The sequence below is a fragment of the Nitrosomonas sp. H1_AOB3 genome (assembly GCF_015709435.1).
Taxonomy (GTDB): domain Bacteria; phylum Pseudomonadota; class Gammaproteobacteria; order Burkholderiales; family Nitrosomonadaceae; genus Nitrosomonas; species Nitrosomonas europaea.
In genome coordinates this window covers 2658475-2682597 of record NZ_CP054389.1, presented here as the reverse complement: position 1 = coordinate 2682597, position 24123 = coordinate 2658475, and the positions used below count along the sequence as shown (strand labels likewise).

Annotated in this window: 20 protein-coding genes; 4 read left to right on the top strand and 16 right to left on the bottom strand. The window is 50.3% G+C overall.

Annotated features, from left to right (window positions below):
- Positions 1-193: 193 nt before the first annotated feature.
- From HRU73_RS12580 to ovoA, 11 genes are all read right to left on the bottom strand, one after another.
- Positions 194-1444: an FAD:protein FMN transferase gene (locus HRU73_RS12580; protein ID WP_287398869.1), complete on the bottom strand. Its 1251-nt coding sequence runs from the start codon at positions 1442-1444 to the stop codon at positions 194-196.
- A gap of 8 nt (positions 1445-1452) precedes the next feature.
- Positions 1453-2673 (bottom strand): NADH:ubiquinone reductase (Na(+)-transporting) subunit F, encoded by a 1221-nt coding sequence (nqrF, locus tag HRU73_RS12575; RefSeq protein ID WP_287398868.1) that lies wholly within the window; start codon positions 2671-2673, stop codon positions 1453-1455.
- Positions 2674-2835: 162 nt separating this feature from the next.
- On the bottom strand, positions 2836-3444 hold the full coding sequence (gene nqrE / locus HRU73_RS12570; RefSeq protein WP_281870955.1) for an NADH:ubiquinone reductase (Na(+)-transporting) subunit E: 609 nt from the start codon (positions 3442-3444) through the stop codon (positions 2836-2838).
- Positions 3441-4112, bottom strand: coding sequence for an NADH:ubiquinone reductase (Na(+)-transporting) subunit D (locus tag HRU73_RS12565; RefSeq protein ID WP_287398867.1), 672 nt, complete (start codon positions 4110-4112; stop codon positions 3441-3443). Before HRU73_RS12565 ends, nqrE begins: the two co-directional genes overlap by 4 nt.
- Positions 4113-4907, bottom strand: a complete 795-nt coding sequence (locus HRU73_RS12560; protein WP_276818781.1) for a Na(+)-translocating NADH-quinone reductase subunit C — start codon at positions 4905-4907, stop codon at positions 4113-4115. It lies immediately after the preceding gene.
- Complete coding sequence (locus tag HRU73_RS12555) at positions 4900-6096, bottom strand: NADH:ubiquinone reductase (Na(+)-transporting) subunit B (RefSeq protein ID WP_287398866.1); 1197 nt, start codon at positions 6094-6096, stop codon at positions 4900-4902. Before HRU73_RS12555 ends, HRU73_RS12560 begins: the two co-directional genes overlap by 8 nt.
- 7 nt (positions 6097-6103) lie before the next feature.
- Positions 6104-7462 carry a Na(+)-translocating NADH-quinone reductase subunit A gene (locus HRU73_RS12550; RefSeq protein WP_276818782.1) on the bottom strand — a complete coding sequence of 453 codons (1359 nt, stop codon included), beginning with the start codon at positions 7460-7462 and terminating at the stop codon, positions 6104-6106.
- Positions 7463-7965: 503 nt separating this feature from the next.
- The gene (locus HRU73_RS12545) at positions 7966-8406 is read right to left on the bottom strand and encodes a CBS domain-containing protein (RefSeq protein ID WP_011112871.1); all 441 of its coding nucleotides are present in this window, start codon (positions 8404-8406) and stop codon (positions 7966-7968) included.
- Positions 8407-8604: 198 nt separating this feature from the next.
- On the bottom strand, positions 8605-9804 hold the full coding sequence (locus HRU73_RS12540; RefSeq protein ID WP_276677652.1) for a J domain-containing protein: 1200 nt from the start codon (positions 9802-9804) through the stop codon (positions 8605-8607).
- A gap of 96 nt (positions 9805-9900) precedes the next feature.
- Positions 9901-11082, bottom strand: coding sequence for a pyridoxal phosphate-dependent aminotransferase (locus HRU73_RS12535; protein ID WP_276818783.1), 1182 nt, complete (start codon positions 11080-11082; stop codon positions 9901-9903).
- Positions 11079-13196, bottom strand: coding sequence for a 5-histidylcysteine sulfoxide synthase (gene ovoA / locus HRU73_RS12530; protein WP_011112874.1), 2118 nt, complete (start codon positions 13194-13196; stop codon positions 11079-11081). The genes HRU73_RS12535 and ovoA overlap by 4 nt, the downstream gene beginning before the upstream one ends.
- A gap of 206 nt (positions 13197-13402) precedes the next feature.
- Here ovoA and clpB point away from each other — a divergent pair, with 206 nt between their 5' ends.
- The 3 genes from clpB (at position 13403) to bamC (ending at position 18128) form a co-directional block, all read left to right on the top strand.
- Positions 13403-15994, top strand: coding sequence for an ATP-dependent chaperone ClpB (gene clpB / locus HRU73_RS12525; RefSeq protein ID WP_011112875.1), 2592 nt, complete (start codon positions 13403-13405; stop codon positions 15992-15994).
- Between the two features lie 88 nt (positions 15995-16082).
- On the top strand, positions 16083-16961 hold the full coding sequence (dapA, locus tag HRU73_RS12520) for a 4-hydroxy-tetrahydrodipicolinate synthase (RefSeq protein ID WP_011112876.1): 879 nt from the start codon (positions 16083-16085) through the stop codon (positions 16959-16961).
- A 9-nt stretch (positions 16962-16970) separates the two neighbouring features.
- Complete coding sequence (gene bamC / locus HRU73_RS12515; RefSeq protein ID WP_011112877.1) at positions 16971-18128, top strand: NlpB/DapX family lipoprotein; 1158 nt, start codon at positions 16971-16973, stop codon at positions 18126-18128.
- 178 nt (positions 18129-18306) lie between these two features.
- On the opposite strand, the gene HRU73_RS12510 is transcribed toward bamC, so the two are convergent.
- Both HRU73_RS12510 and murJ read right to left on the bottom strand, forming a co-directional pair.
- Complete coding sequence (locus tag HRU73_RS12510) at positions 18307-18507, bottom strand: hypothetical protein (protein WP_041356870.1); 201 nt, start codon at positions 18505-18507, stop codon at positions 18307-18309.
- 206 nt (positions 18508-18713) lie between these two features.
- The gene (gene murJ, locus HRU73_RS12505) at positions 18714-20243 is read right to left on the bottom strand and encodes a murein biosynthesis integral membrane protein MurJ (protein ID WP_011112878.1); all 1530 of its coding nucleotides are present in this window, start codon (positions 20241-20243) and stop codon (positions 18714-18716) included.
- A 19-nt stretch (positions 20244-20262) separates the two neighbouring features.
- On the opposite strand from murJ, the gene HRU73_RS12500 reads away from it, so the two are divergent.
- Entirely contained in the window at positions 20263-20454 is a 192-nt protein-coding gene (locus tag HRU73_RS12500) for a hypothetical protein (protein WP_041356871.1), read from the top strand.
- 62 nt (positions 20455-20516) lie between these two features.
- Here the strand turns inward: HRU73_RS12500 and flhC are convergent, their stop codons facing one another.
- The 3 genes from flhC to HRU73_RS12485 all read right to left on the bottom strand — a co-directional run bounded on the left by flhC (position 20517) and on the right by HRU73_RS12485 (position 24092).
- Positions 20517-21089, bottom strand: a complete 573-nt coding sequence (flhC, locus tag HRU73_RS12495; RefSeq protein ID WP_011112879.1) for a flagellar transcriptional regulator FlhC — start codon at positions 21087-21089, stop codon at positions 20517-20519.
- A gap of 25 nt (positions 21090-21114) precedes the next feature.
- Positions 21115-21432, bottom strand: a complete 318-nt coding sequence (flhD, locus tag HRU73_RS12490; protein WP_011112880.1) for a flagellar transcriptional regulator FlhD — start codon at positions 21430-21432, stop codon at positions 21115-21117.
- A gap of 260 nt (positions 21433-21692) precedes the next feature.
- On the bottom strand, positions 21693-24092 hold the full coding sequence (locus HRU73_RS12485; protein WP_287398865.1) for a DNA internalization-related competence protein ComEC/Rec2: 2400 nt from the start codon (positions 24090-24092) through the stop codon (positions 21693-21695).
- Positions 24093-24123: the final 31 nt, after the last annotated feature.

Below are 24123 nucleotides of genomic sequence, written 5' to 3'. Positions count from 1 at the left end.
GTCTGATACGTCTTGGCACTCTGCATGATTGCCTAGGAATACAACATTACCTTTCCATTCCTGCATCTCGCGTAGTATTGCGTTATGTCGCTCCTTCTCTCTGATCTTCCAGCACGTCTCGCTAAAATACGTTGACTCATGCGCGTCCACTCATGCGAAAAAACTTTGCCTCAAAACCCGAGATCAGGCATTTTTAGTGCACGCTATTTTTACCATCGTGTTTTGCGCAAGACTGATCACAACCGGCTTCACATCCCAGTCCCATGCGACCCAGCCCACCACAACTGCCGGCAAGAGGCTGACGTCCGCCGATGACCCCGATCGCCATGGCGATAAGCGCAAGCCCCATTACCAGGAAGGTTGCAATAAAAATCTGAGTAAAATCGGATGCACGCTCCGCCGGGAAATGACTGCTCGTATATCCTTTGATAACACCTTCCTGGTTGACAATGAAGAGAACCGCGATGCCTTGATCTTCAGCAATAGTCAGGCCACGCTCGTGCCCGAGCACCAACAATGCCGTTGCCCATGCATCTGCAACCATGCAACTTTCCGCCAGTACGGTAACCGAAGACGCTCCATTTTCCACCGGCCAGCCGGTAGTGGGATCGATAAGGTGGCTGTAACGACGGCCTTCAATTTCGAAGAAATTTTGATAATCTCCTGAAGTTGCCAACCCTGTATCCTGCAAGGACAGTATCTTATATGGAGCGGAACGACCATATTGGTGATGTGGTTTCTCGATTCCGATTTGCCAGGGAGTATTCTGCGCATTGGTACCACGTGCTCGAATCTCACCGCCGATTTCGACCAGGTAATGTTCAATGCCCCGTGCATCGAATATTTCCGCTACCCGGTCGACCGCATATCCTTTGGCAATAGCAGATAAATCTATATAGATATCAGAGTGTAGCTTGCGGATAGCATGCGTTTCTCGATCGAGCACGAGCTTATCCTGACCGATTGCCGGAAGTACCGCAGCAATTTCACTTTTATCAGGAATTCGTTCGGAATGGAACTCGGGCCCGAACCCCCAGAGATTTACCGCCGGTCCGACCGTAATATCGAAAGCTTTTTCACTCCGCGCACCTATCTCCAGCGCCGCTTCAAGTACGGTAAATAATGAGTCGGAAACCGGGATCCAATCAGATGTAGTTGCTCGATTCAAGCGTGAAAGTTCCGATTCGGGATCGTAGGTAGACATAGCCCGGTTAATTTCGTCGAGAACCGACTCTATCTGTTTTTGTGCTGTATCAGGTGTAAAACCACCCTCCGGATGACGGTATTTCACACTGTACTTCGTCCCCATGGTATAGCCATGCACGTGTGACTGGGTAAGAGAAGAAGCAAAAAAAATCCGTCCAAGCAGTGCCATCATAATCAGGAAAGCTGCAATGATGATCATAATCGACCGGGGAGACATGGATAGTGAAGCTTTCATCATAATGATTGTCATCCTCCAAAGTCGTCGAACAATATATTTTCCTGTTCGACACCCAGACCAATCAGCATATCGATAACTGCCTTACTCATCATGGGCGGGCCACACAGATAATATTCGCAATCCTCCGGAGCGGGGTGATCTTTCAAATAGTTATCGAACAATACCTGATGGATGAAACCAGTATACCCCTGCCAGTTATCCTCAGGCAATGCATCAGACAAAGCAACGTACCACTTAAAATTGTCATATTCCTTCGATAGCCTGTCAAAATCCTCGACATAGAACATTTCATTCCTGGAGCGAGCACCATACCAGAAGGAAATTTTGCGCCGGGATTTGAGCCGGCATAACTGATCGAGAATATGGGAGCGCAGGGGTGCCATGCCTGCACCACCACCAATGAAAATCATTTCATTTTCGGTATCGCGCGCGAAAAAATCGCCGAATGGCCCCGTGACCGTAACCGAATCGTCAGGCTTGAGCGAAAAAATATAGGATGAAGCCTGGCCTGGTGGTACATCTTCACGCTGAGGTGGAGGCGTTGCAATGCGTACATTCAACATGATGATGCCCCGCTCTTCGGGATAATTGGCCATCGAATAGGCGCGCATGACAGGTTCCTGTGTTTTCGAAACATAGCGCCAAAAATCATAATGATCCCAATCTTTGCGGAAACGTTCTTCTATATCGAAATCCTTGAATGCACTAACATAGGGCGGACACTCGATCTGGATATAACCGCCGGCACGAAAATCGAACTGTTCACTTTCGGGAAGCTCCAGTACCAGCTCTTTGATAAACGTAGCGACGTTATGATTGGAACGGACCTTACAAGACCATTTTCTTACCCCAAATGCCTCATCGGGTACAACGATCTTCATGTCCTGTTTGACGGAAACCTGGCAGGACAAACGGTAGCCGGCCCGCGCGTCATGTTTGTTGATGTGGGAAGTCTCGGTGGGCAGAATATCTCCGCCACCTTCGAATACCTTGACACGACATTGACCACATGTACCGCTTCCACCACAGGGAGAGCTGACAAAAATACCAGCAGTGGCCAGCGTACCGAGCAGCTTCCCTCCGGTCAATGCTTCGATAGTGCGCTCATCATTCACATTGATTGTGACACGACCATGCGTTACCAATTTGGCACGCGCACCAAGGATGACAAATACCAGGACGATAATTATCGCAGTAAAGAAAAAAACACCGAGAAAGATTTCCAGCATACGCGATTTCGGATTAGGGCCTGTAACGTAATCGCGACAAATAGCCTGGAAATAAAGTATTCAACATACAATGACGAAGCATGTCGGATAGATGAGTCGCAAATATCGCGTCTGCTATGCCATGAAAACAGGGAGGGGATATAACGATTTTATTCACAAATGTTAAAGCCGAATGCCGGAGAAGGCCATGAATCCCATAGCCATCAATCCCGCACTGATAAAAGTAATGCCCAGTCCCTGCAAGCCGTCTGGCACATCCGAATATTTGAGTCTTTCACGTACACCAGCCAGCGCAACAATTGCCAACGCCCAACCAAAACCGGAGCCGAGGCCATATACAAGGCTCTCAGTAAAATTATAGTCACGTTCCACCATGAACAATGAACCACCCAGAATGGCGCAATTCACGGCAATCAGTGGCAGATAGATGCCCAATGCACTGTGCAGAGCCGGCATGAAACGATCCAGAAACATTTCCAGAATCTGTACTATCGCGGCGATAACCCCAAGATAACTGACGAGCCCGAGGAAAGTTAAATCAATCTCCGCCAGACCTGCCCAGACCAGAGCACCGTCACGAAGCAGATACTGATAAACCAGATTATTGATGGGAACCGTCAATGTCTGGACGACGATCACGGCAATTCCCATGCCGAACGCCACCTCTATTTTTTTGGAAATGGCCAGAAAAGTGCACATGCCAAGAAAAAAAGTAAGCGCAAGATTCTCGACGAAAACTGCGGTAATAAATAAACCGGTCAGACTGTTCATCTTATGATCTCAGTAGGACTATGGGTCTGCTGGATGCGGAACTCGGGTTGCTCGACTTGATTCGTTTTCCAGGAACGTACCCCCCAGATGATCAATCCGATCAGAAAGAAAGCGCTGGGCGGCAATAATAACAATCCATTGGGTTCATACCAACCACCATCCCGAATGAGTGGCAGAATCGTAACTCCCAGCAGGGAGCCCGAACCGAACAGTTCACGTATTATCCCGACTATCAGCAAAATCGCGCTGTACCCGAGACCATTACCCAATCCATCAAGGAAACTCGGCCAAGGCGGATTTTTCATGGCAAATGCCTCTGCCCGCCCCATGACGATACAATTGGTAACGATCAGACTGACGAATACCGAGAGCTCCCGACTGACCTCATAAGCAAATGCCCGCAGGAACTGGTCAACCACGATCACCAGCGAGGCGGCAATCGTCATTTGTATGATAATACGAATATTCGTAGGGATGTAATGACGAATCAGACTGATCAGCATGCTGGAACAGGCTACGACCAGCGTCAAAGCAATACACATAGTCAAAGCTGTAGATACTTTGCTGGTAACCGCCAGCGCTGAACAGATCCCCAGTACTTGCAGTGTAATCGGATTTTCGTTAACAACGGGTGTAAATAAAATTTTGCGGACGGATTGTGCCATCATTCAACTCCTTTCTTCACGTAAACGAAGCAGGAAAGGGCCAAAACCATTCTCTCCAAACCAGAATTTCAATAAATTATCGACGCCTCGCGTAGTCATGGTCGCACCGGATAAACCATCCACTTTATGCTGGCTGTCAGGTGTAGCGCTTCCAACTGACCCTCTGATCAATTCGATACGCGGTTGCCAAGCTTCGTCAAAAATGACTTTACCTTCCCACGAGGTAAGCCAGCGCGGATTGTCCACTTCTCCTCCTAATCCCGGTGTTTCCGCATGCTGATAAAACCGGAGCCCTTTGACTGTGCGCAAATCCCCTTCCAAGGCAATAAAACCGTAAAGCGTAGACCATAATCCGTGGCCGTATATGGGCAGGATCAATGTTTCCAGTTTTCCAGCTTCGTTATGAATTAGATAAACTGGCAGATATTTAGGTTTCCGCTGGATCTGCGCGATATCCTCTTCACGAGTCAGCGCAGTGGATTGAGTCTCATCCTTCGCCGCTTTGGTAATATCGAATCGTTCCGTGTCCTGATCATCCACGAAGTTGCCACTCGCAAGCTCAACCATACGCACGTCGAACAGACGATAAGCGCTCTCGATAGATAATCCCGATGCAGTCAGACCGGCAAGCTCCACCAGCACACGTTGACGTTCCTTAACTTGATTGGCTATCTGTATCGGCCTGAGCGTCACTGCAGCACTGGTCACGAACAGGGAGCAAACCAGACACACGGCCAGCGCTACACCCACCGTTCTCCGGGCACTATGCTGAACGGGAGCTGAATTCGGCTCAGCCATGACGACGCAGCCTCCGACGAATATTAAGCTGGATGACAACATAATCGATCAGCGGTGCAAATACATTGGCAAATAAGATAGCCAGCATAATCCCTTCCGGAAAAGCCGGATTCACCACCCGAATCAAGACCGTCATAAAACCGATCAATAAACCGAACACCCAGCGCCCGGCGTTGGTCATGGCAGCAGAAACCGGATCAGTCGCCATGAATACCATACCGAAAGCGAAACCACCCAGCACCAGATGCCAGTGCCAGGGCATGGCCATCATCGGATTATCGCTTTCTAATATATTAAACAAAAAACTGGTTGCCACCATCCCAAAGAACACACCAAAAATGATACGCCAGGATGCGACCTTGGTATAAATCAGAAATATTGCACCCAGCAGACAAGCCAGCGTCGAAGTTTCTCCCAGGGAACCAGGCATCAAACCGATGAAGGCATTCCACCAGGTGTAGCCACCTGCCGTCACCGCTTCCATACCGCCAATCGCACCCAATCCCAATGGTGTCGCACTCGTGTAACCGTCAACCGCTACCCAGACCAGATCACCCGAAATATCCGCAGGGTAGGCAAAATAGAGAAACGCGCGCCCCACCAATGCAGGATTGAGAAAATTCTTACCGGTTCCGCCAAAAACTTCCTTGCCGATCACCACTCCGAAACTGATTCCCAGTGCAACCATCCACAGCGGCATATTAGGTGGCAAGGTCAATGCGAACAACATGGAAGTAACCAGGAATCCTTCATTTACCTCATGTTTACGTACCAACGCGAACAACACTTCCCAGAATCCACCTACCGCCAGTGTCGTCAGGTAAATAGGCAGGAAATACAGTAAACCATGTATTGTGCTGGCCAGGACACTGCCGGGATCGAATCCGACATTCAGTGTCAGCAGCAGATTGTTACGCCAGTTCTGGCCGATCTCTCCCAGTTCCTGCAGCGCAAGATTCGCCTGATAACCAGTGTTATACCAACTCCATAGAATACAGGGCAGCAATGCGATGACCACATAACTCATCAGGCGCTTAAGATCAATCGCATCGCGCACATGCGGTGCAGAGCGGGTCGAGTCGTCTGGCGTATATAAAAAAGTATCCACCATTTCATATAAGGCGTAATATTTTTCGAATCTTCCGCCTCGATCGAAATGTGGTTTTATATTATTAAACAGACGACGCATGGAGTGCTTATCCTTCTTTCTCGATTTGTCGTAAATTCTCTCGCAGGATTACACCATAGTCATGCTTACCCACACATATGAATGAACATAACGCCAGATCTTCTTCATCCAGTTCGAGACAACCCAGCTTTTGCGCCATATCGGTATCCATCACCAGCAACGCGCGTAAGAGTTGTGCAGGCAATATATCGAGTGGCATGACTTCTTCAAAAGTGTCGATCGGAATCATGGCACGCGGGCTGCCTTGCTGGCTGGCCGTAAATTCGAACTTTCTCCTTTTGCGAAAGAAACTGGAAAACAGTACATTCAACTTGGAATATTTATTTCCCCCGGGGTTAAGCCAACCCAGGAATTCCCGCTCACTCTTCTCTCCAATTACAGTGACCTGCAAATGATGCCGCCCCAGAAAAGCCAGTTCATCCACCGCCTTGCGACCGGACCAGACTGAACCGGAAATAACACGCTTATCCATCGATTCAACCAGTTCACCAGCCAATAACTCCTCTAGTGAAGCTCCCAACCGGGTACGTAACAGACGCGGCTTCTTGACCCCGGGCCCGCCAAGCGCCACGATACGCTCAATCCAGAGGCGCCCGGTTACGAACAGCTTACCGATGGCAATTACCTCCTGATAATTCAGATACCAGACTGTTTTATATGCACTGACTGGCTGAAGAAAATGGATATGCGTACCGGGAAGACCGGCAGGGTGCGGCCCGGCAAACCGGGCTTGCTGCAATTGTGGCAAATCTTCAGGTAACGATAATTTCGCCTGGGGACTCTGACAGACCCATAATGGCCCATCAGTCAAACGCGACAGAATTCTCAGACCATGATTAAAGGATTCCATCTCTGCCGTGATAATAGGTACGGGATCCGCAGCCAGGGGATTGCTGTCTATAGCGGTAATGAAAATTGCGGCGGGCCGTGTGGCAGGATCAGGCACCTTACTATAGGGACGAGTACGTAATGCCATCCACAAGCCGGAGATCAGCAGATTCTCTTTGACCTGCTCATCTGTCAGATTGGATAGTTCATCCGGAGCATATTTGATGAAAGTCTCTTCATCCTCCTGTTCATCCAGTTGAAGGACAACCGATAACAGTATGCGCCTTGTCCCCCGGTTAATTGCCACGATTCGCCCGGCACCGGGAGCAGTGAATACGACACCAGGCAGTTTTTTATATTCGAATAAGGGTTGCCCAAGCCTGACCCTGTCACCTTCTGCTACCTTCATGGTCGGTTTGAGATCGATGTAATCCACTCCCGTCACAGCGATATGGCGTACTGCAGTCGCAGCATATACACACTGCTCCGGCTCGCCACTGATAGGCAGATCCAATCCCTTGTTTAGTTTGATAAACATGATCGAAGAAAAGAGATCTTTGTTCGTCCTGTGTTTTTATCCAACGTGGTCCCCGCAGAACTGTAACAATCCAGAATTGAATCGGCTCACTCAATCATTAATATACCTGTACCGCTTCAGGCGTAACGATAATCCTCCGTCATGACAAACGCTGAGGGAGTGAAGCCATCCGAGATGGAACTGACAGGACGCACAGGATAACCATCACACCTACCGGTATTTTCTGGATTGCCACACCACTCACGCGACTAGCAACGACCAGGGTGGCCAGGGACAACGATTGCGATAATTTCTCTACTCGCCATTACTGATTCGATGCGTGGTATTTCATTTCAGATCTGCCTGTCTGCACAGGCAGATCTGTACAAGCAGATAAACAGACTAAACTGAAAATGGTTTAGTGACGTAATCATTCCTGGCATCTCGCCAGATACATGGAATATTCCATGCATCATATTAGCTTAATAACCACCCCTTTTAATGACGCGGGAAGATTTTTCCTGTCAAATTTCCCGCGTATCGTAAATGTAGCGTTCAAGCTGATTAATGACGAACTGGTGCTGCGAAATAGCATCCTTCACTAAATCCCCTATTGAAAGCAGACCGATAACCTTGCCATCATCCAGAACAGGTAAATGCCGGACACGCATTTCTGTTATCAGGGCCATGCAATCCTCATTGGTATTGTTCAGATCGACGTAAGCCACCTGACGGGTCATGATTTCCTTCACCTGTGTATCCTTCACCGGCTTATCCAGCAGATACGATTTTCTGGAAAAATCACGCTCTGTAAGAATACCGACGAGTTTCTCATCTTTCATGACCAGCAATGCACCGATATTATCGGCTGCCATTTTCTGCATGGCGTTAAATACTGAATCATCCGGACCAATGGCAACTACAGTATGCCCCTTTTCCTGTAGCAAATGTTTGACAGTTTTCATGGTGATTTCCTTTCTTGTTAACAAATCAGTTTGCTCAACTATGGTAGCGCTTTACCGGCGCAAAGCAAACCAGGACGCTACAGATAGCTTTATGAAACTAAACAACCACCGGCTTTAGCCGGTGGTTGTTTAGTTTGGTCTCATTATTGAAAAATCAAATTTGCCGTCCCGGCATTTGAGGTATGCCCGGATGGGTGTTCAGCGCTTACGTCGGCGGGGAGGTGGCGCAGAAAAACTGCTCAGTAAATCACCCAACATCTGCAACCCATCATCAAACTCGTCAAACCCATCATTCACCTGATAGTGCTTAATAAAGGTCGCGAGCTGTTTGGCATCCTGGAAAGCGATGAGATCAATATCAGCTTGCCGCAGATCCATTTCCAGCCGCGTGATTTCAGCATCCATTGCCTTGTCAACATGAGTCGGCCTGATCTTTTGTGTATAAGGCACCAGCTTCCAGTAGGGCATCAATAACGACGCAAGCTCCGCCTTGAGTTCCGCCAGTTGCTCACGCAGTACCTGAATGTAATGTTCAATACGTTCATCAGGCAGGTTGGTGAGGTAATTGGTATCAATCTGTTCGATTTCGAGCTGGATATTCAGCAGCTCAAGCAAATCGCTCCGATCATAAGCCTGGTTGACGCGCTGCATCAGGGTGGTTTTCTCATCCGCCGTCAGATCGGTGCTTGCGCGATCAGGATGCAGGCTACTGGCCAGTTTGCGATAAATTTCACGCACGGACTGGCTGATTTCTTTTTTTGCTGCCGCACGTTTCTCCTCAGCGGCCGCCTGTTTGGCTGATTTACGGCGGCGTGAGCCTGATCCGGCTTTATTTTTGGCTTCTTCTTCCTGCCGTTGGCGCATGGCTTTTGCCAGCATTTCCTCCATGCTGACATCTGCATTGTCATCGTCCAGACGCACACCAAACAGCTCTTCAACCATGTCCTGCGAGATTGCCTTATCAATCTCAGCCTGGTCGTCATAACTGAGATCGCTATATTTGTCATACAGCGCCACGATTTCCTCATCGCGCTGCTCAAGCAACAACTCATGCGCCAGGTTGAGAATGATGTCGCACAACTTTGCGCGCTGTTGCTTGCCACGAATGACATTGCTCTGATGAAATTGCGTGTCAAGCAGATGCAGCATGGCGATGCGTTTTTCGCGCAGTTGTGCAAACAGGGGCATCAATTCGCTGCCCACGCGCTGACCGTAGCGTTCGCTATAAGTGTGCCACTCCACAACCTGAGCTCGTTGCTCGTCAATTTGCCGGATCAGGCGCTGGAAAGTTGCCTGTTGCTTGGTTTGTGGTTTTGCGTGCGTCAGAACATCAGTAATGGTGAGTTCACTGCTATTGACGGGATCGGATAGTGATTCTTGCCGAGGGCTACGAGACATAGCGTAAATTCCAGAATGTGAAAAACAGAAAAACTCGCAGTTACAATCGTATTCATCTATTTACCAGCATTTTCCTGAAAAATAAATCAACCTTTTTTAGGAAATGCTGTTTCTTCTTCGTTCAAGTGCACTGCGAATGCTCTCCAGCGCCTGCCTGATCCGGTGTCGGGGCGCACCGATGTTCATACGCATGAAACCGCTGCCTTCCTTGCCAAACGAGATGCCGGGGTTCATACCGATCCCCGCCTCGAAAATGAAAAAATGTTTGAGTTCATCATCGCTCATGCCAAGCCTGCGGCAATCCAACCACAGCAGATAGGTACCCTGTGAAGAGATCAGGCTGATTTGCGGCAGATATTCAGCCAGATATTGTCGTACCATTTCCCGCGTATCCGCGAGATAGGTCATCAGCGCTTCCAGCCATTCACCTCCGGCACGGTAAGCTGCTTCAAACGCCACTACGCTGAACGGATTGGCGGCACTGACGTGCATCATTTCCAGCCGGTCACGAATAGCTGCCCGATACGCCGGATCGGGAACAATCAAAGCAGATAAATTAAGTCCGGGGATGTTGAACGTTTTACTTGGTGCCACAGCAGTAATAATTGATTCTGGAGAACCGGCCAGGCTGGCGAGGATATGATGCTTGTTACCGGGGTAAATCAGGTCAGCGTGAATTTCGTCAGATACGATGATGAGTCGATGTTGTCTGGCAATATCCAGCAACCTCTCCAGTTCCGACATACTCCACACCCGGCCAACCGGATTATGTGGTGAACAGAACAGCAGCATGCGCGCAGAAACCGCCTGCTGTGAAAGATCAGCAAAATCCATCCGATAGCTTCCTTCCACCAGTTGCAATGCACTGGTCAGAAGTTTTCTACCTGTCTTTTTGATCACCGAGAAGAACGGATAATATACCGGCGGCTGAACGATGACAGATTCATCTGGCCCACTCAGCGCAAGAATTACCGTGCTCAGTGAAGGGACTACCCCGGGACAAAGGACGATCCACTCCCGCTCTACTTTCCAGCCATGACGCAATTTCAGCCAGTTGATCAACGCTTCATACAGACTGTCAGGAAAAAGCGTATAGCCGTAAACCGGGTGGGCAGCGCGTGCGACCAGTGCTTCAGTCACTGCTGCCGGAGCAGCAAAATCCATATCCGCCACCCACAACGGCATGACATCCGGATGACCGAACGTTGCCTGACGGCCGTCATATTTCGTACTGCATGTCCCGGTACGATCGATTTCGCGGTCGAAATCGACGCTCAAACAACTCTCTCCCAGATTGTCACTTCCGACAAGGTATGTTGAAATTTATGCCGGGTTTCACGAATCACGAAAGGCACTTCACATGGCGCTCCAATCAGCCGGAAATGTTTACCCAGTATTTCTTTCAAGCCGTCCAGCGTAGTAAAATTTTCACCATCCCGTTTGAAACCGCCAATCCAGTGTTCCCGTTTGGTATGTTCTTCCAGCCATGTATAAGGCGATGCAATCAGCAGCATCCCCCCCGGATTCAGCCGCTCATGCACCATGGTCAGGAATTTGGCAGGTTCATACAAACGGTCGATCAGGTTGACTGCCAGAATCAGATCGTAACCTGTCAGTATCGGTTTGAGATTACAGGCATCCCCCTGGAAAAACTCGACCTTGTGCCTGACACTCTCCAGATTCAGTCCGGCAAGTGTACGTTCCCGGTAGGAAACCAGCTCTCCCTCATCCACGAGGGTATAACGCAGGATGCCATGTTCCGCCAGTGCCACGCCCTGGTTGATGAAACGCGCAGAAAAATCGACACCGGTGACATGATCGAAATGTCGTGCCAGTTCGAACGTTGCACGCCCGGAAGCACACCCCAGATCGAGCGCCCTGCGTGCCGGACGGCCGCTCATCGCAGCAATGGCCAACTCGGCCAGTGCCACCGAGAAATTGGGCACCCCGAAATAGGTATCACCATAGTGAAATTCGGCATACTCCGACAACAGTTTGTCAGTTTCATAATGTGAACTGTGGTGGGTGGCAGGCATATCGGAAATCACATAACGGAATCCGGCATGCTGAAAAAAATGCCTGCGGAAAGCGTAGCGTGACACCCAGATGGATTCATTGCCGCACGCGACCCACGATCCTCCTTTGAGGAGATTGTGCCGATCGTCAAAAGTGGGGGTCGTAAAATCATCGTACAACGGATGCACTTCAAAACCGGTAAAAGGATAGGTGGGTGTTTCCGTCCACTGCCAGACGTTACCCACGATGTCGAAAAATTCACCCTGCTGAAATTCATCCACCGGACAACTGGAAGCATAGTGATCGAGATGAATGTTACCTTTTGCCGGTTCCGTATGCGGTACCTCGGTCAGCCCTGCGACATCATACAAACGGTACCACTCGTCTTCGGTCAGCAAACGCACCGGCTGCCCGGTTGTTTTCTGCTTCCAGTTACAGAATGCCTTGGCCTCATGGTAATTGACTTCCACCGGCCAGTTCCAGGGCATGGGTACTTCCTCTGTCATCAGGCGCAAGCGCCACTGGTCACCTTCCCGTATCCAGAAAGTCGGACACGCAGCCCCACTGAACTGCCGCCACGCCAGCCCTTCTTCTTCCCAGTAATCATTCGTTTCGTACCCTCGTGCTTCCACGAAACCAAGAAATTCCTGATTGCTTACCAGATAACGGCTGGCCTGGAAGGCAGAAAGCTCAGCCTCATGGTGACCATATTCGTTATCCCATCCGTAAACAGGATCTGCCTTGTCTTTACCCAGAACCACTTTCCCCGCCGGAACCAGGATCATCTCGTTCTCCGGTGCATTTCCGCTGTTACGACAGGGTTGCCAGGCGGGATGAGACTGTACATATTTGAGTTTATGCTGGCGGATCAATACGGAAGAAGTTTCAAGATGGATACGTTCGTGTTCCACACCCATCACGATCGCCCACCACGGACTTTCCCATGAAATGGGCAAAGTCAGCGGCAAGGAGCTGATCAGCGCATCCACCTTGTCACGCATGGCGCGGCGGTAAGCCATCACCTCCTCAACCGTCGGCCAGTCATAGTGAGCTGTATTCAGATCATCCCAACTCATTTCATCCACACCCACCGCAAATATGGATTCCAGCCTCGGGTTGATACGCTCTGCCAGTACTCCGGCCAACACCAGTTTGTTGACAAAAAAAGTAGCGGTATGTCCCAGATAAAAAATCAGGGGATGACGCAATGAAATCGGCCTGTCGTAATAGGCCTCGTCACCGCGCAAAGTCTCGAACAGCTGCTCGTACTTGTCCAGGGTAGTGTGAAAATAGGCCCGCAACTCTGTACGTTTGGCTTCGATATCTTCGCCATTCAACCATGGCGTCCTTTGGAAAAGTTCAGGTTTGGAAGACATAAAACGACTCAAGACAATAATCTTGCTGTATTTGGAAAGGGCCGATTATACCGCCACTCACCGACTGGATCATTCTGTTAGACAAAACACATTATGCGGAACAAGATATTTTTGATTACAAAATCAAATCCTGCAGCCAGCTTGAAATTTCACGGTTACATCATATAGTAGGGGCATTCCAACCTATTTTATTTTCAGGAGATGATATGCGGTTTGACAAATTCACCACCAAGTTTCAACAGGCACTCGCCGATGCGCAAAGCATGGCGCTGGGTCAGGATCATCCCTATATCGAACCGCAGCATCTGCTGCTCGCCCTGATGCAGCAGGATGACGGCAGCATCACTTCTCTGCTGCAGCGCGCCGGTGTGAATGCCCAACCATTGCGCCAAGCACTGACGCAAAGCCTCAAACTTCTGCCTAAAGTGGAAGGTACGGGCGGAGAAATCAATGTTTCCCGCGATCTGGCCAATCTGCTCAATCTGACGGACAAGGAAGCGCAGAAAAGAGGAGATCAGTACATCGCCTCGGAAATGTTCCTGCTGGCAGCGCTGGAAGACAAAGGAGAAACCGGACGATTGCTGAAACAATATGGAGCGACACGTGCTGCGCTGGAACAGGCGGTCGATTCCGTGCGTGGCGGAGAAAAGGTGACCGATGCCGAAGCAGAAGGCAGTCGTGAAGCATTGAAGAAATACACATTGGATCTGACTGAGCGTGCTCGGTCAGGCAAGCTCGATCCCGTGATCGGACGCGATGATGAAATCCGGCGCACGATTCAGGTGCTGCAGCGGCGCACCAAAAATAACCCGGTCCTGATTGGCGAGCCCGGGGTCGGGAAAACGGCAATCGTGGAAGGATTGGCACAGCGCATCGTCAACGGGGAAGTACCTGAAACACTGAAAAACAAGCGGGTGCTGTCACTGGATATGGCAGCGCTGCTGGCAGGTGCCAAATACCGCGGAGAATTCGAGGAACGATTGAAAGCCGTGCTGAAAGAATTGGCGCAGGATGAAGGCCGCACCATCGTGTTCATCGATGAACTGCATACGATGGTGGGAGCCGGCAAGGCGGAAGGTGCCATGGATGCGGGCAACATGCTCAAACCGGCGCTGGCACGCGGAGAACTGCACTGCGTAGGCGCAACCACACTGGATGAATATCGCAAATATGTTGAAAAGGACGCCGCACTGGAACGCCGTTTCCAGAAAGTGCTGGTGGATGAGCCCGGCGTTGAAGCAACGATTGCCATTCTGCGCGGTCTGCAGGAGAAATATGAATTGCACCACGGCGTGGAAATCACCGATCCGGCTATCGTGGCAGCAGCCGAACTCTCCCATCGCTATATCACTGACCGCTTTCTGCCGGACAAAGCCATCGATCTGATTGACGAAGCTGCAGCACGCATTCGCATGGAGCAGGATTCCAAACCGGAAGTCATGGATAAGCTCGACCGGCGTCTGATCCAGCTGAAAATCGAACGTGAGGCTGTCAGGAAAGAAAAGGATGATGCTTCTAAAAAACGCCTGGCATTGCTTGAAGAAGAAATCAGCAAACTGGAACGGGAATATGCTGATCTGGATGAAATACTGAAAGCAGAGAAGTCCCGTGCAAAAGGCTCACAGGAAATCAAGGAAGAACTGGATAAACTACGCCGTGAAGAGGAAGCTGCCCGACGCAAGGGAGATCTGCAGAGAGCTTCTGAATTACTGTATGGCCGTATTCCGCAATTGGAAGCACAGCTTGCCGAACAGCTCCATCACGCCGAATCGGCCGAGGAAGCTGTACAACCAAAGTTATTCCGTACCCAGGTAGGTGCCGAAGAAATCGCCGAAGTCGTTTCGCGTGCAACCGGCATTCCGGTTTCCAAGATGATGCAGGGTGAGCGTGAGAAATTGCTGTTCATGGAAGACAAGTTGCATGAACGTGTCATCGGCCAGGATGAAGCCGTCCGCCTGGTTTCCGATGCAATCCGCCGCTCACGCTCCGGGCTTGCTGATCCCAATCGCCCGTATGGGTCTTTCCTGTTTCTGGGGCCGACCGGGGTGGGCAAGACCGAGCTGTGCAAAGCACTGGCAGGATTTCTGTTCGATTCCGAGGAACACCTGATCCGGGTAGATATGTCCGAATTCATGGAGAAACATTCGGTCGCACGCCTGATCGGTGCGCCACCGGGATATGTCGGCTATGAGGAGGGCGGTTATCTGACTGAACAGGTGCGGCGCAAACCCTATTCCGTCATTTTGCTCGATGAAGTGGAAAAAGCGCATCCGGATGTATTCAATGTCCTGCTGCAGGTGCTGGATGACGGACGGATGACGGATGGTCAGGGCCGTACCGTGGATTTCAAGAATACGGTTATCGTCATGACTTCCAACCTGGGTTCACAAATGATCCAGCAAATGAGCGGAGACGATTACCAGGTCATCAAACTGGCAGTGATGGGAGAGGTTAAAACCTATTTCCGGCCTGAATTCATCAATCGTATCGACGAAGTAGTCGTTTTCCATGCACTGGGTGAAGCGCATATCAAATCGATTGCCCGGATTCAGCTGAGCAACCTGGGCAAAAGACTGGCACAAATGGAAATGAAACTGGTAGTTTCAGAACCGGCACTGACCAAACTGGCCGAAGTCGGGTTCGATCCGGTATTCGGTGCACGGCCGCTGAAACGAGCCATTCAGGCTCAGATCGAAAATCCGTTGGCGAAAGAGCTGCTGGAAGGCCATTTTTCTGCCGGAGATACTATTCTGGTGGAATACAGTAACGGCCACATGCAATTTACCGCACAACGTTAAACTGCCTCATGACCCATCGCTGAAGTTGGATGAAGGCAGGTGGTTTCGGGTAGAATAACGATCATTGTTTTCAGATGGATAATATGCCATGTTCACAGGTAGCCTGGTAGCTATCGTTACACCCATGCTCGAAGACGGGGCGCTGGATCTCGACAGATTCTGCGCCCTGATCGACTTTCATATCGAACAGAAAACGGATGGTATCGTCGTGGTTGGTACCACAGGCGAATCTCCTACCGTGGATTTCGATGAACACCATCTGCTGATCCGCACGGCTGTCACCCACGCAGCCGGACGCATTCCGGTCATTGCCGGCACAGGCGCCAATTCGACGCGCGAAGCAATCGAGCTGACGGTATTTTCGAAGAATGCCGGCGCAGACGCCTGCTTATCCGTAGCCCCCTATTACAACAAACCCACCCAGGAAGGGTTGTACCAACACTTCAAAGCAATTGCCGAAGCAGTCGATATCCCGATGATTCTGTACAACGTACCGGGACGAACCGTAGTAGATATCAGCAACGACACTGCGTTGCGGCTGGCGCAGATTCCCGGTATCGTCGGTATCAAAGATGCCACTGGCAACATTGCGCGGGGATGTGATTTATTGCAGCGTGTGCCCGATAATTTCGCGGTCTACAGCGGAGATGATGCTACTGCACTGGCACTGCTGCTACTCGGCGGTCATGGCACTATCTCGGTAACAGCCAATGTCGCACCCCGGCTGATGCACGAGATGTGCACCGCTGCCTTTGCCGGTGACTTGGCCCGGGCACGGGAAATCAATACCCGGCTGTTCAGGCTGCATATTGATCTGTTCGTCGAAGCCAATCCGATTCCGGTCAAATGGGCCGTCGCAAGGATGGGATTGATCAACGATAGTCTGCGCCTGCCATTGACAGCTTTATCCAGTCAATATCACGAACTAATCAGAAAAGCCATGCTCCAGGCTGGCATCACGGTTTAAAGGTTTACCATGCGCAACAAGCATCTGGCAACGCTTCTGATTGCAAATATCATACTTGCGGCTCTTATTCCGGGTTGCAGTCTGTTGCCCGAAAACAAAAAGATTGATTACAAGTCGGCTGGCAAACTTCCGCCGCTTGAAGTTCCGCCAGATCTGACCAGCCCTGAAACAAACGACCGGTTTGCCGTACCGGATGTAGATGCATCCGGCAGTGCAACATTCTCAACCTACAGCAACGCACGTAATGGGCAATTGAGAGATCGATCAGGATCACCCGTACTCTCTGCCACCGCGGCACAGGATGGAATTCATATCGAACGATCCGGCACACAACGCTGGCTGGTCATACCCCGTGAACCTGCTACAGTATGGCCTGTTATCAAGGAATTCTGGCAAGACATGGGGTTTCTGCTCAAAATGGAAGCACCTGATGTGGGAATCATGGAAACCGACTGGGCGGAAAATCGCGCCAAGATTCCTCAGGATATTATCCGAAGCGCACTATCAACTTTCCTGGATGGCCTTTATTCCACCGCTGAGCGCGATAAGTTCCGCACTCGCCTGGAACAGGAGCAACCTGGTATAACCGAGGTTTATATCAGCCACCGCGGCATGATCGAGGTACTGGCAGATCGCAACACCAATCGTACCATCTGGCAACCACGCAAATCCGACCCTGAGCTGGAAGCGGAAATGCTCAGCCGCCTGATGCAACGCTTTGGTGTGGATGAGGAACGTGCAACTGCCGAAGTTGCTGCCAGCAGCACAGTCGAGGAACGTGCCTTCCTGGACAAGACCCGTAAAGGCGTATTGATCATAAAGGAGCCGTTTGATCGCGCATGGCGACGGGTGGGCAATGAGCTCGACCGGATCGGCTTTACCGTAGAAGACCGGGATCGCTCGAGTGGAATCTATTTTGTCCGATATATCAGCCCTGATGAAGAAACTCGCAGAGCGGCTGAAGGTAAAGGTTTACTCTCCAAGCTGGCTTTCTGGTCAAGTGATACTGATGATAATAATAAGGATGCTTCAGCGGAGAAATACCAGATCAAAATAAGCGAGGTTGGGTTGAACAGTGAAGTCAGCGTGCTCAATGCGAATGGTGTTGCGGAAGGTTCAGAAACTGCTCAACGCATACTTGACTTGTTGCGCGAACAACTCAAGTAAGTATTCAGAACAGTACGTGCATACCGCCTCCCTGAAGATATGGGCAATCTGGCGGCTCATCTGTATATAACTCAACCCAGTTTCTACGTCGAGCTATACTCCTCAAACAATGCTGCGACTGGTTCATCCATAATAAAAAAACCGCCTGAAAGGCGGTTTTATTTTGAAGCTGTATAGTTTAGTGCCCTTCCGGGATACCAGTTTCACCTTCTTTCAAACACTTGCCATTTCCGTCAATACCGTGCGGACATTCAATTTTTTGACCGGATATGATTTTCTCGTAATTCTCTCTTTCAGTTTCTGGAAGAGCCTGCGACGGACGTCCACATGCTACCAGCAGAAATGCGGTGGCGATAACAGCTGCGTAAGCAAATTTCATTATAAAAGTTCCTTTAAAAAATTTCATAAAATCTTGCTGCGGCCGGCAGTATATAACAAAAATATCTCTCGGCTCAAGCTCGGGGAAGCAATCTTAATTTGATTCACGTCGGAAAAATAAAACCAGCATCCAGTACACTGAGACATCTCCTGACGCAGGATCGGATAAATATGCAGAATGAATCTGTCGGTGCACATCGAGAAAGGCTATTGCCGCGCAAAATCACGCAATCGGAACCCCAGCATCCACAGGCACGCAAAATAGCCAATCCCTCCCAGTATTACTACCAGCCCCAGTTTTATCGCACGCTCGGTCGCCGTCAGCACAAACCATTCAGCACTATTTCCGGTTGCCAGCCACAATCCGGCACCCATTACGATCAATGCAACCAGAATCTTGAATATGAAAATTCCCCAGCCAGGCAAGGGTTGATAAATTCCCTGCGAACGCAACTTGGAGTAAAGTACCCCTGCATTGAGACAAGCGCCCAGGCTGATGGCCAGTGCCAGACCGGCATGTTTCAGGGGAATTATGAATGCGAGATTCATGAGTTGAGTCGCCGCCAGCGTCAGAATTGCAACCTTGACCGGAGTTTTGATGTTCTGCCGGGCGTAAAAGCCTGGTGCCAGCACTTTCACCAGTATCAACCCAAGCAACCCGACACTGTAGGCAATCAGTGCTTCACGGGTCATCCACACGTCTTCCACGGTAAAAGCACCATAATAAAACAGCGTCGTAATGAGAGGAGTGGCCAACAATGCCAGGGCTACAGCAGCTGGCAGTGTCAGCAGAAAAGTCAGACGCAATCCCCAATCCAGCAGACGTGAAAATTCCTCTGTACTGTTCTGCGTATAGTGGCGTGACAGTGACGGCAGAATTACGGTACCCAGCGCCACCCCCAGCATACCTGCCGGAAATTCCATCAGCCGGTCAGCATAGTACAGCCAGGAAACACTGCCAGTGATCAGCAGTGATGCAAAAATAGTATTGATCAGCAGACTGATCTGCCCGATCGAAACTCCGAATACTGCTGGCCCCATGAGCTTGAGTACACGCCATGCCCCGCTGTCACGGAATCCAAAACGTAAACGCGGCATTCTTTTCAGGCGCAATAGAAAAGGTATCTGAAAAGCCAGCTGCAACATACCGCCAATGAATACAGCCCAGGCCAGTGCAAGAACAGGCGGATCCATCAATGGTGCCAGCCATAATGCACAACCGATAAAGGAGAGATTCAGTAAAACCGGAGTCAGGGCAGGCACTGAGAAATGGCTGTAAGTATTCAATATTCCACCCGCAAGCGCCACCAATGAAATGAAAAAAATATAAGGGAAAGTGATTCGAAGCAGCGCGATGGTCAGTTCGAATTTATCCGGCACACCGGCAAAACCCGGCGCGCTGATATAAATAATCAATGGTGCTGCCAGGATACCCACCAGTGTAACGATGAATAATGCGCTACCCAGTAAGGTTGCCACGTGATCGATGAGCTCCCGGGTCTGTTCCTCCGTACGGTTGTTTTTATACTCCGCCAGAACAGGAACGAATGCCTGGGAAAAAGCACCTTCCGCGAACAGGCGCCTCAACAGGTTTGGAATACGGAATGCTACGAAAAAGGCGTCGGTCGCTACCCCTGCACCAAATATCCTTGCAATGATCAGATCTCGTACAAAACCAAGGATACGTGAAACCAGTGTCATACTGCTGACAGTGGCCAGTGCTTTGAGCAGATTCAATTGTCAGAATATTTTCGGGATGGGTAATGCTGACAAGCCTGGGGATTCTCAGGAAATGACCCCCATCGGCCGGAAAGAGTTAATTATGGCCGATTATCCTGGATTTCAGGATCAAGCACCAGAATTTGCTGATATCGTGCGTGAGGTATATTTACAACGTCCTGTCAGTTTTCCGGGAAATTGGAGCAAAGCACCCGGCAGTCATTTATGAGCCAGGTGCTTGTTATCGGGAATAAATCAGTGAAAACAAAACAGAATAGATATTATTCAACATCAGATCACACACAGTTCTCCAGCTCCAGCTTCTTGTGCTGCCCTGGCTTCCTGTGCCACCCGTTTGGTTTTACCGGCGCGTGAAGGAACATGGCAAAGTCCGCAGACATGATTGGATTGAATATCCAGGCTGTGCACCAGAAAATTACCGGTACATTTGACACAGGATGTGACGGATAACACTTTGCTCTCTACGAAACGCACCAGCGTCCAGGCACGAGTGAAGCTCAGGATACGCTGCAGGCGATTGGCTTCGATATGTTCCAGATACAGTTGATAGCTCTTGATAATCGCATCGATATCGCGCACTTTCGTGTATCGGGTAATGTAGTTGTAGATATTGATGAACAATGATGAATGCATATTAGGCTGCCATCCTGTAAACCAGTCCTCCGAATAGGGAAGCATACCTTTGGGAGGAGAAGCACCTTTGACTTCCTTATACAGCTTCACAAGTCGTTCCCGGCTGAGCGTGGTGGATGCTTCGAGCACTTGCAGTCTTGCACCCAGACGAACCAGTTCCGTAGCAAGCTGAATCTGTTTACCTTCGGATAAAATACTTTTCCCTTTCATGATTTTTCCTCCTTTATGCGGGAACTCAGGAAATTTTCTCAGCAGGCAGACCTGCCATGAGTATTGCGGCGTGGGATTGTGTCAGTGCACGATCCTGTTTATGACTGGTAAGTATTTCTGCAATCAGGCTGTCATCAAAACGGAACCGGCACAACAACATGTTGGATCCGGCCATTTTGAGCAACTGACTATTGGTCAGTTTGACCAGGATATCGGCTATATCCTCATCGATACCCAAACGGTACATGGCAGCAATCCTGTCTTCACGCAGCATTTGTTGAGCCAGCAGCAAATAACTGAGATTGACTTCCCTGATTTCATCCAGAATCTGATTTGTCCCCATTTCCACTGCTCCTTTTGATATGTACAAATTGAACCGGGTTACTCCAAAAATGATGTGTGCATTTTTAACCCGGGAGCAGATACCGTAAAGCAGGCTACCACTATATCTTCAGTAGGAATTTGACTGGAAAGCTTGTAGGAATTTTTCCTACAGACCGGAAGGGGATGTTTCCAGCTGCTATTGCAACATCGATGCATACGACATATATATATCGGGCATATCAGTGAAAAGTCTGCCACACTGGGAATCCGGGAAAATATTCAATCCTCCCTGTCTGCTGAAGGCCATTCATCATGCCAGAAACGGCGATTGAGCCTTCTCCACGTATCAGCTGTGATATTACCGCTGACAAAGCGTAACAGTACTGCACCGTCATGATCACTGCGGTACAAGCGGCTGCCGTGCTCAAGATACCGTTCGACTATTTCTGCATGCGGATGCCCGAACCGGCTGCGATACCCCACTGTAAAGATGGCATGATCAGGATCAACCTGTCGCACGAATACCTCTGATGACGATGATCGGCTGCCATGATGCGGCACGATCAGCACACTGGACGCAAGCTCACGAGCATAACGTTGCAACAAATCTTCTTCCGTTACCCGACCGATGTCTCCCGGCAGCAATACACTGCCATGCGAGGTTGTCACTTTGAGTACACAACTTGATTCATTGGTTTTACGTTTACGAATCAAAGTATCTGGTTTGACCGGGTGCAGGATTTCGAAATAAACTCCGTCCCACCACCACGCATCGCCTGCAAGACAATGGCGATTATCGGGAACAGCCTGACGAATCGGATGATTATCTTCAATTGAAGTCAGCAGTACATCTGTCTTTATTCTCTTCAGTACCGACAATGCCCCACCGCTATGATCCGAGTCGACATGGGAGACAATCATCATATCGAGCGCCTGTACGCCCTCCCCTCGCAAAAACGGCAGAACCACATACTTCCCGCTGTCATTTTCACCATACCCCGGCCCGGTATCGTAAAGCAAAGTATGGTTGCGGGTACGTACCACCACTGATAACCCCTGCCCCACATCCAGCACTGTCAGCCAGAGTTCTCCCTCGGCCGGTTTTTCTGGGGAAATCAGAAATAATGGTACCCCTGCCAGGATTCCCAGCCAGCGTGCAGGAAAACCCGCTGATACACCCAGCCCCGGCCCACCTGGCAGTAACAACCATACCACGCCGAGAGTGGCCGCAATCACAGCCCACAAAGGCGGCGCCTGCTGCTGCCATGTTGCCAAAGGAAGCTCTCCCAGCCATTGCAACACCGCCATCGTAATCTGAAGAACGGGATGAGCAATCAGCAACAGGAATTCCAGCCCCGGGATAGTCGCCAGCAGTGTCAGCGGTACGATGATGAAGGTAATCACTGGAATCGCCACAGCATTGGCGATGGGCGATATCAGTGAAATCTGCTGAAACAGAATCAATAGCAGCGGAAACAAACCGAGCGTAATAGCCCACTGGATACGCATCCAGCCAGCTACCACCCCCGGCCGACCAATCCGGCCTGATATAACCAGACAAATCAGCGCAACCGCCGCAAAAGACAGCCAGAAACCCGGCGCAATCACCGACCAGGGATCCAGCACCACAACCAGTAACAACACCCATCCCAACACTGGCAACGTGCGCACACGCTGATTTCTCCAGAATGCCACCACGATAATCGCCATCATGAACAGTGCGCGCCTCACAGGCACAGCAAAACCAGCCAGCAGCGCATAGCCGATTGCGACAATCAACCCGCATACCAGCGCAAACTTGCGGGCAGGCAGCCATAATGCCAGACCAGCATATCGCCAGGCCCGGTACGCCAGTAGAAATACCATCCCGGCCAGCAACGTAATGTGCGAACCGGAAATCGCCATGAGGTGGCTAGTACCGGTACGGGTAAAAGTTTCCCACTGTTCCGATGGAATAGCCTGCTGATCACCCACTGTCAGTGCAATCAGCACCCCTGCATACGGATAACCTGCCAGATAATGTTGAAACTGACTGCGAATTTCATCCCGTTTGCGCTCGAACAAATAAACCGGATGAATCTCCTGAACCTCGAGCCGTTTGTTGCTCCCCCCTGCCCGCACATATCCTGTTGCACGCACATTCCGTTCAAGCAACCGGGCTTCATAATCCGGAACATGCGGATTGGCACTGCCATGCGGACGCTTCAACCGGACAGTCAACTGCCAGCGTTCACCTGCCGTGATTCGAGGCAAATTTCCTTCGTCACGCCTGCCATCGCGATACCAGGAAAGCTGAACATGGGCTGGCACCGCAGCATCTGGCGTCAACACTCGCTCGACCTCGAACCGGAAACGCATACTTTGCCGGGTAAGTTGCGGCATTTCCGTAACCACCCCGATCACCGTAATATCCTGCCCTTCCCAAGCAGAAGGAAGATCATCCGCCAGCCTGACCTGCGCCCATAACGCTGCCCAGAAAAAACCGGCACCCAGCATGACAGCAAGCAAAAGACCTCTACCTGCCAGTATAGAAAAGCGAGTCTGAAATCGAAGAAGAACCAGCACCCCCAACGCTACTGGTATCAGCCCGATTGCCCAATAAAATTCCGGCAGAACCGACTGCTGTTGCAACCAGAGCGCGCCGAATACAAATGCAAGACTGTAAATCCCGATTAACACTGATTCACCGTCAGAAATCCCCTGAGAAACT

What these genes read in the sequence shown, in the direction of transcription:
- HRU73_RS12580 (WP_287398869.1), bottom strand. Translation starts at nt 1,444, where the DNA reads ATGATGAAAGCTTCACTATCCATGTCTCCCCGGTCGATTATGATCATC.
- dapA (WP_011112876.1), top strand. Translation starts at nt 16,083, where the DNA reads ATGTTCACAGGTAGCCTGGTAGCTATCGTTACACCCATGCTCGAAGAC.
- flhC (WP_011112879.1), bottom strand. Translation starts at nt 21,089, where the DNA reads ATGAAAGGGAAAAGTATTTTATCCGAAGGTAAACAGATTCAGCTTGCT.
- HRU73_RS12540 (WP_276677652.1), bottom strand. Translation starts at nt 9,804, where the DNA reads ATGTCTCGTAGCCCTCGGCAAGAATCACTATCCGATCCCGTCAATAGC.
- HRU73_RS12545 (WP_011112871.1), bottom strand. Translation starts at nt 8,406, where the DNA reads ATGAAAACTGTCAAACATTTGCTACAGGAAAAGGGGCATACTGTAGTT.
- flhD (WP_011112880.1), bottom strand. Translation starts at nt 21,432, where the DNA reads ATGGGGACAAATCAGATTCTGGATGAAATCAGGGAAGTCAATCTCAGT.
- HRU73_RS12560 (WP_276818781.1), bottom strand. Translation starts at nt 4,907, where the DNA reads ATGGCTGAGCCGAATTCAGCTCCCGTTCAGCATAGTGCCCGGAGAACG.
- ovoA (WP_011112874.1), bottom strand. Translation starts at nt 13,196, where the DNA reads ATGTCTTCCAAACCTGAACTTTTCCAAAGGACGCCATGGTTGAATGGC.
- HRU73_RS12550 (WP_276818782.1), bottom strand. Translation starts at nt 7,462, where the DNA reads ATGTTTATCAAACTAAACAAGGGATTGGATCTGCCTATCAGTGGCGAG.
- bamC (WP_011112877.1), top strand. Translation starts at nt 16,971, where the DNA reads ATGCGCAACAAGCATCTGGCAACGCTTCTGATTGCAAATATCATACTT.
- HRU73_RS12565 (WP_287398867.1), bottom strand. Translation starts at nt 4,112, where the DNA reads ATGATGGCACAATCCGTCCGCAAAATTTTATTTACACCCGTTGTTAAC.
- nqrE (WP_281870955.1), bottom strand. Translation starts at nt 3,444, where the DNA reads ATGAACAGTCTGACCGGTTTATTTATTACCGCAGTTTTCGTCGAGAAT.
- clpB (WP_011112875.1), top strand. Translation starts at nt 13,403, where the DNA reads ATGCGGTTTGACAAATTCACCACCAAGTTTCAACAGGCACTCGCCGAT.
- nqrF (WP_287398868.1), bottom strand. Translation starts at nt 2,673, where the DNA reads ATGCTGGAAATCTTTCTCGGTGTTTTTTTCTTTACTGCGATAATTATC.
- HRU73_RS12500 (WP_041356871.1), top strand. Translation starts at nt 20,263, where the DNA reads ATGGGTAATGCTGACAAGCCTGGGGATTCTCAGGAAATGACCCCCATC.
- HRU73_RS12510 (WP_041356870.1), bottom strand. Translation starts at nt 18,507, where the DNA reads ATGAAATTTGCTTACGCAGCTGTTATCGCCACCGCATTTCTGCTGGTA.
- HRU73_RS12555 (WP_287398866.1), bottom strand. Translation starts at nt 6,096, where the DNA reads ATGCGTCGTCTGTTTAATAATATAAAACCACATTTCGATCGAGGCGGA.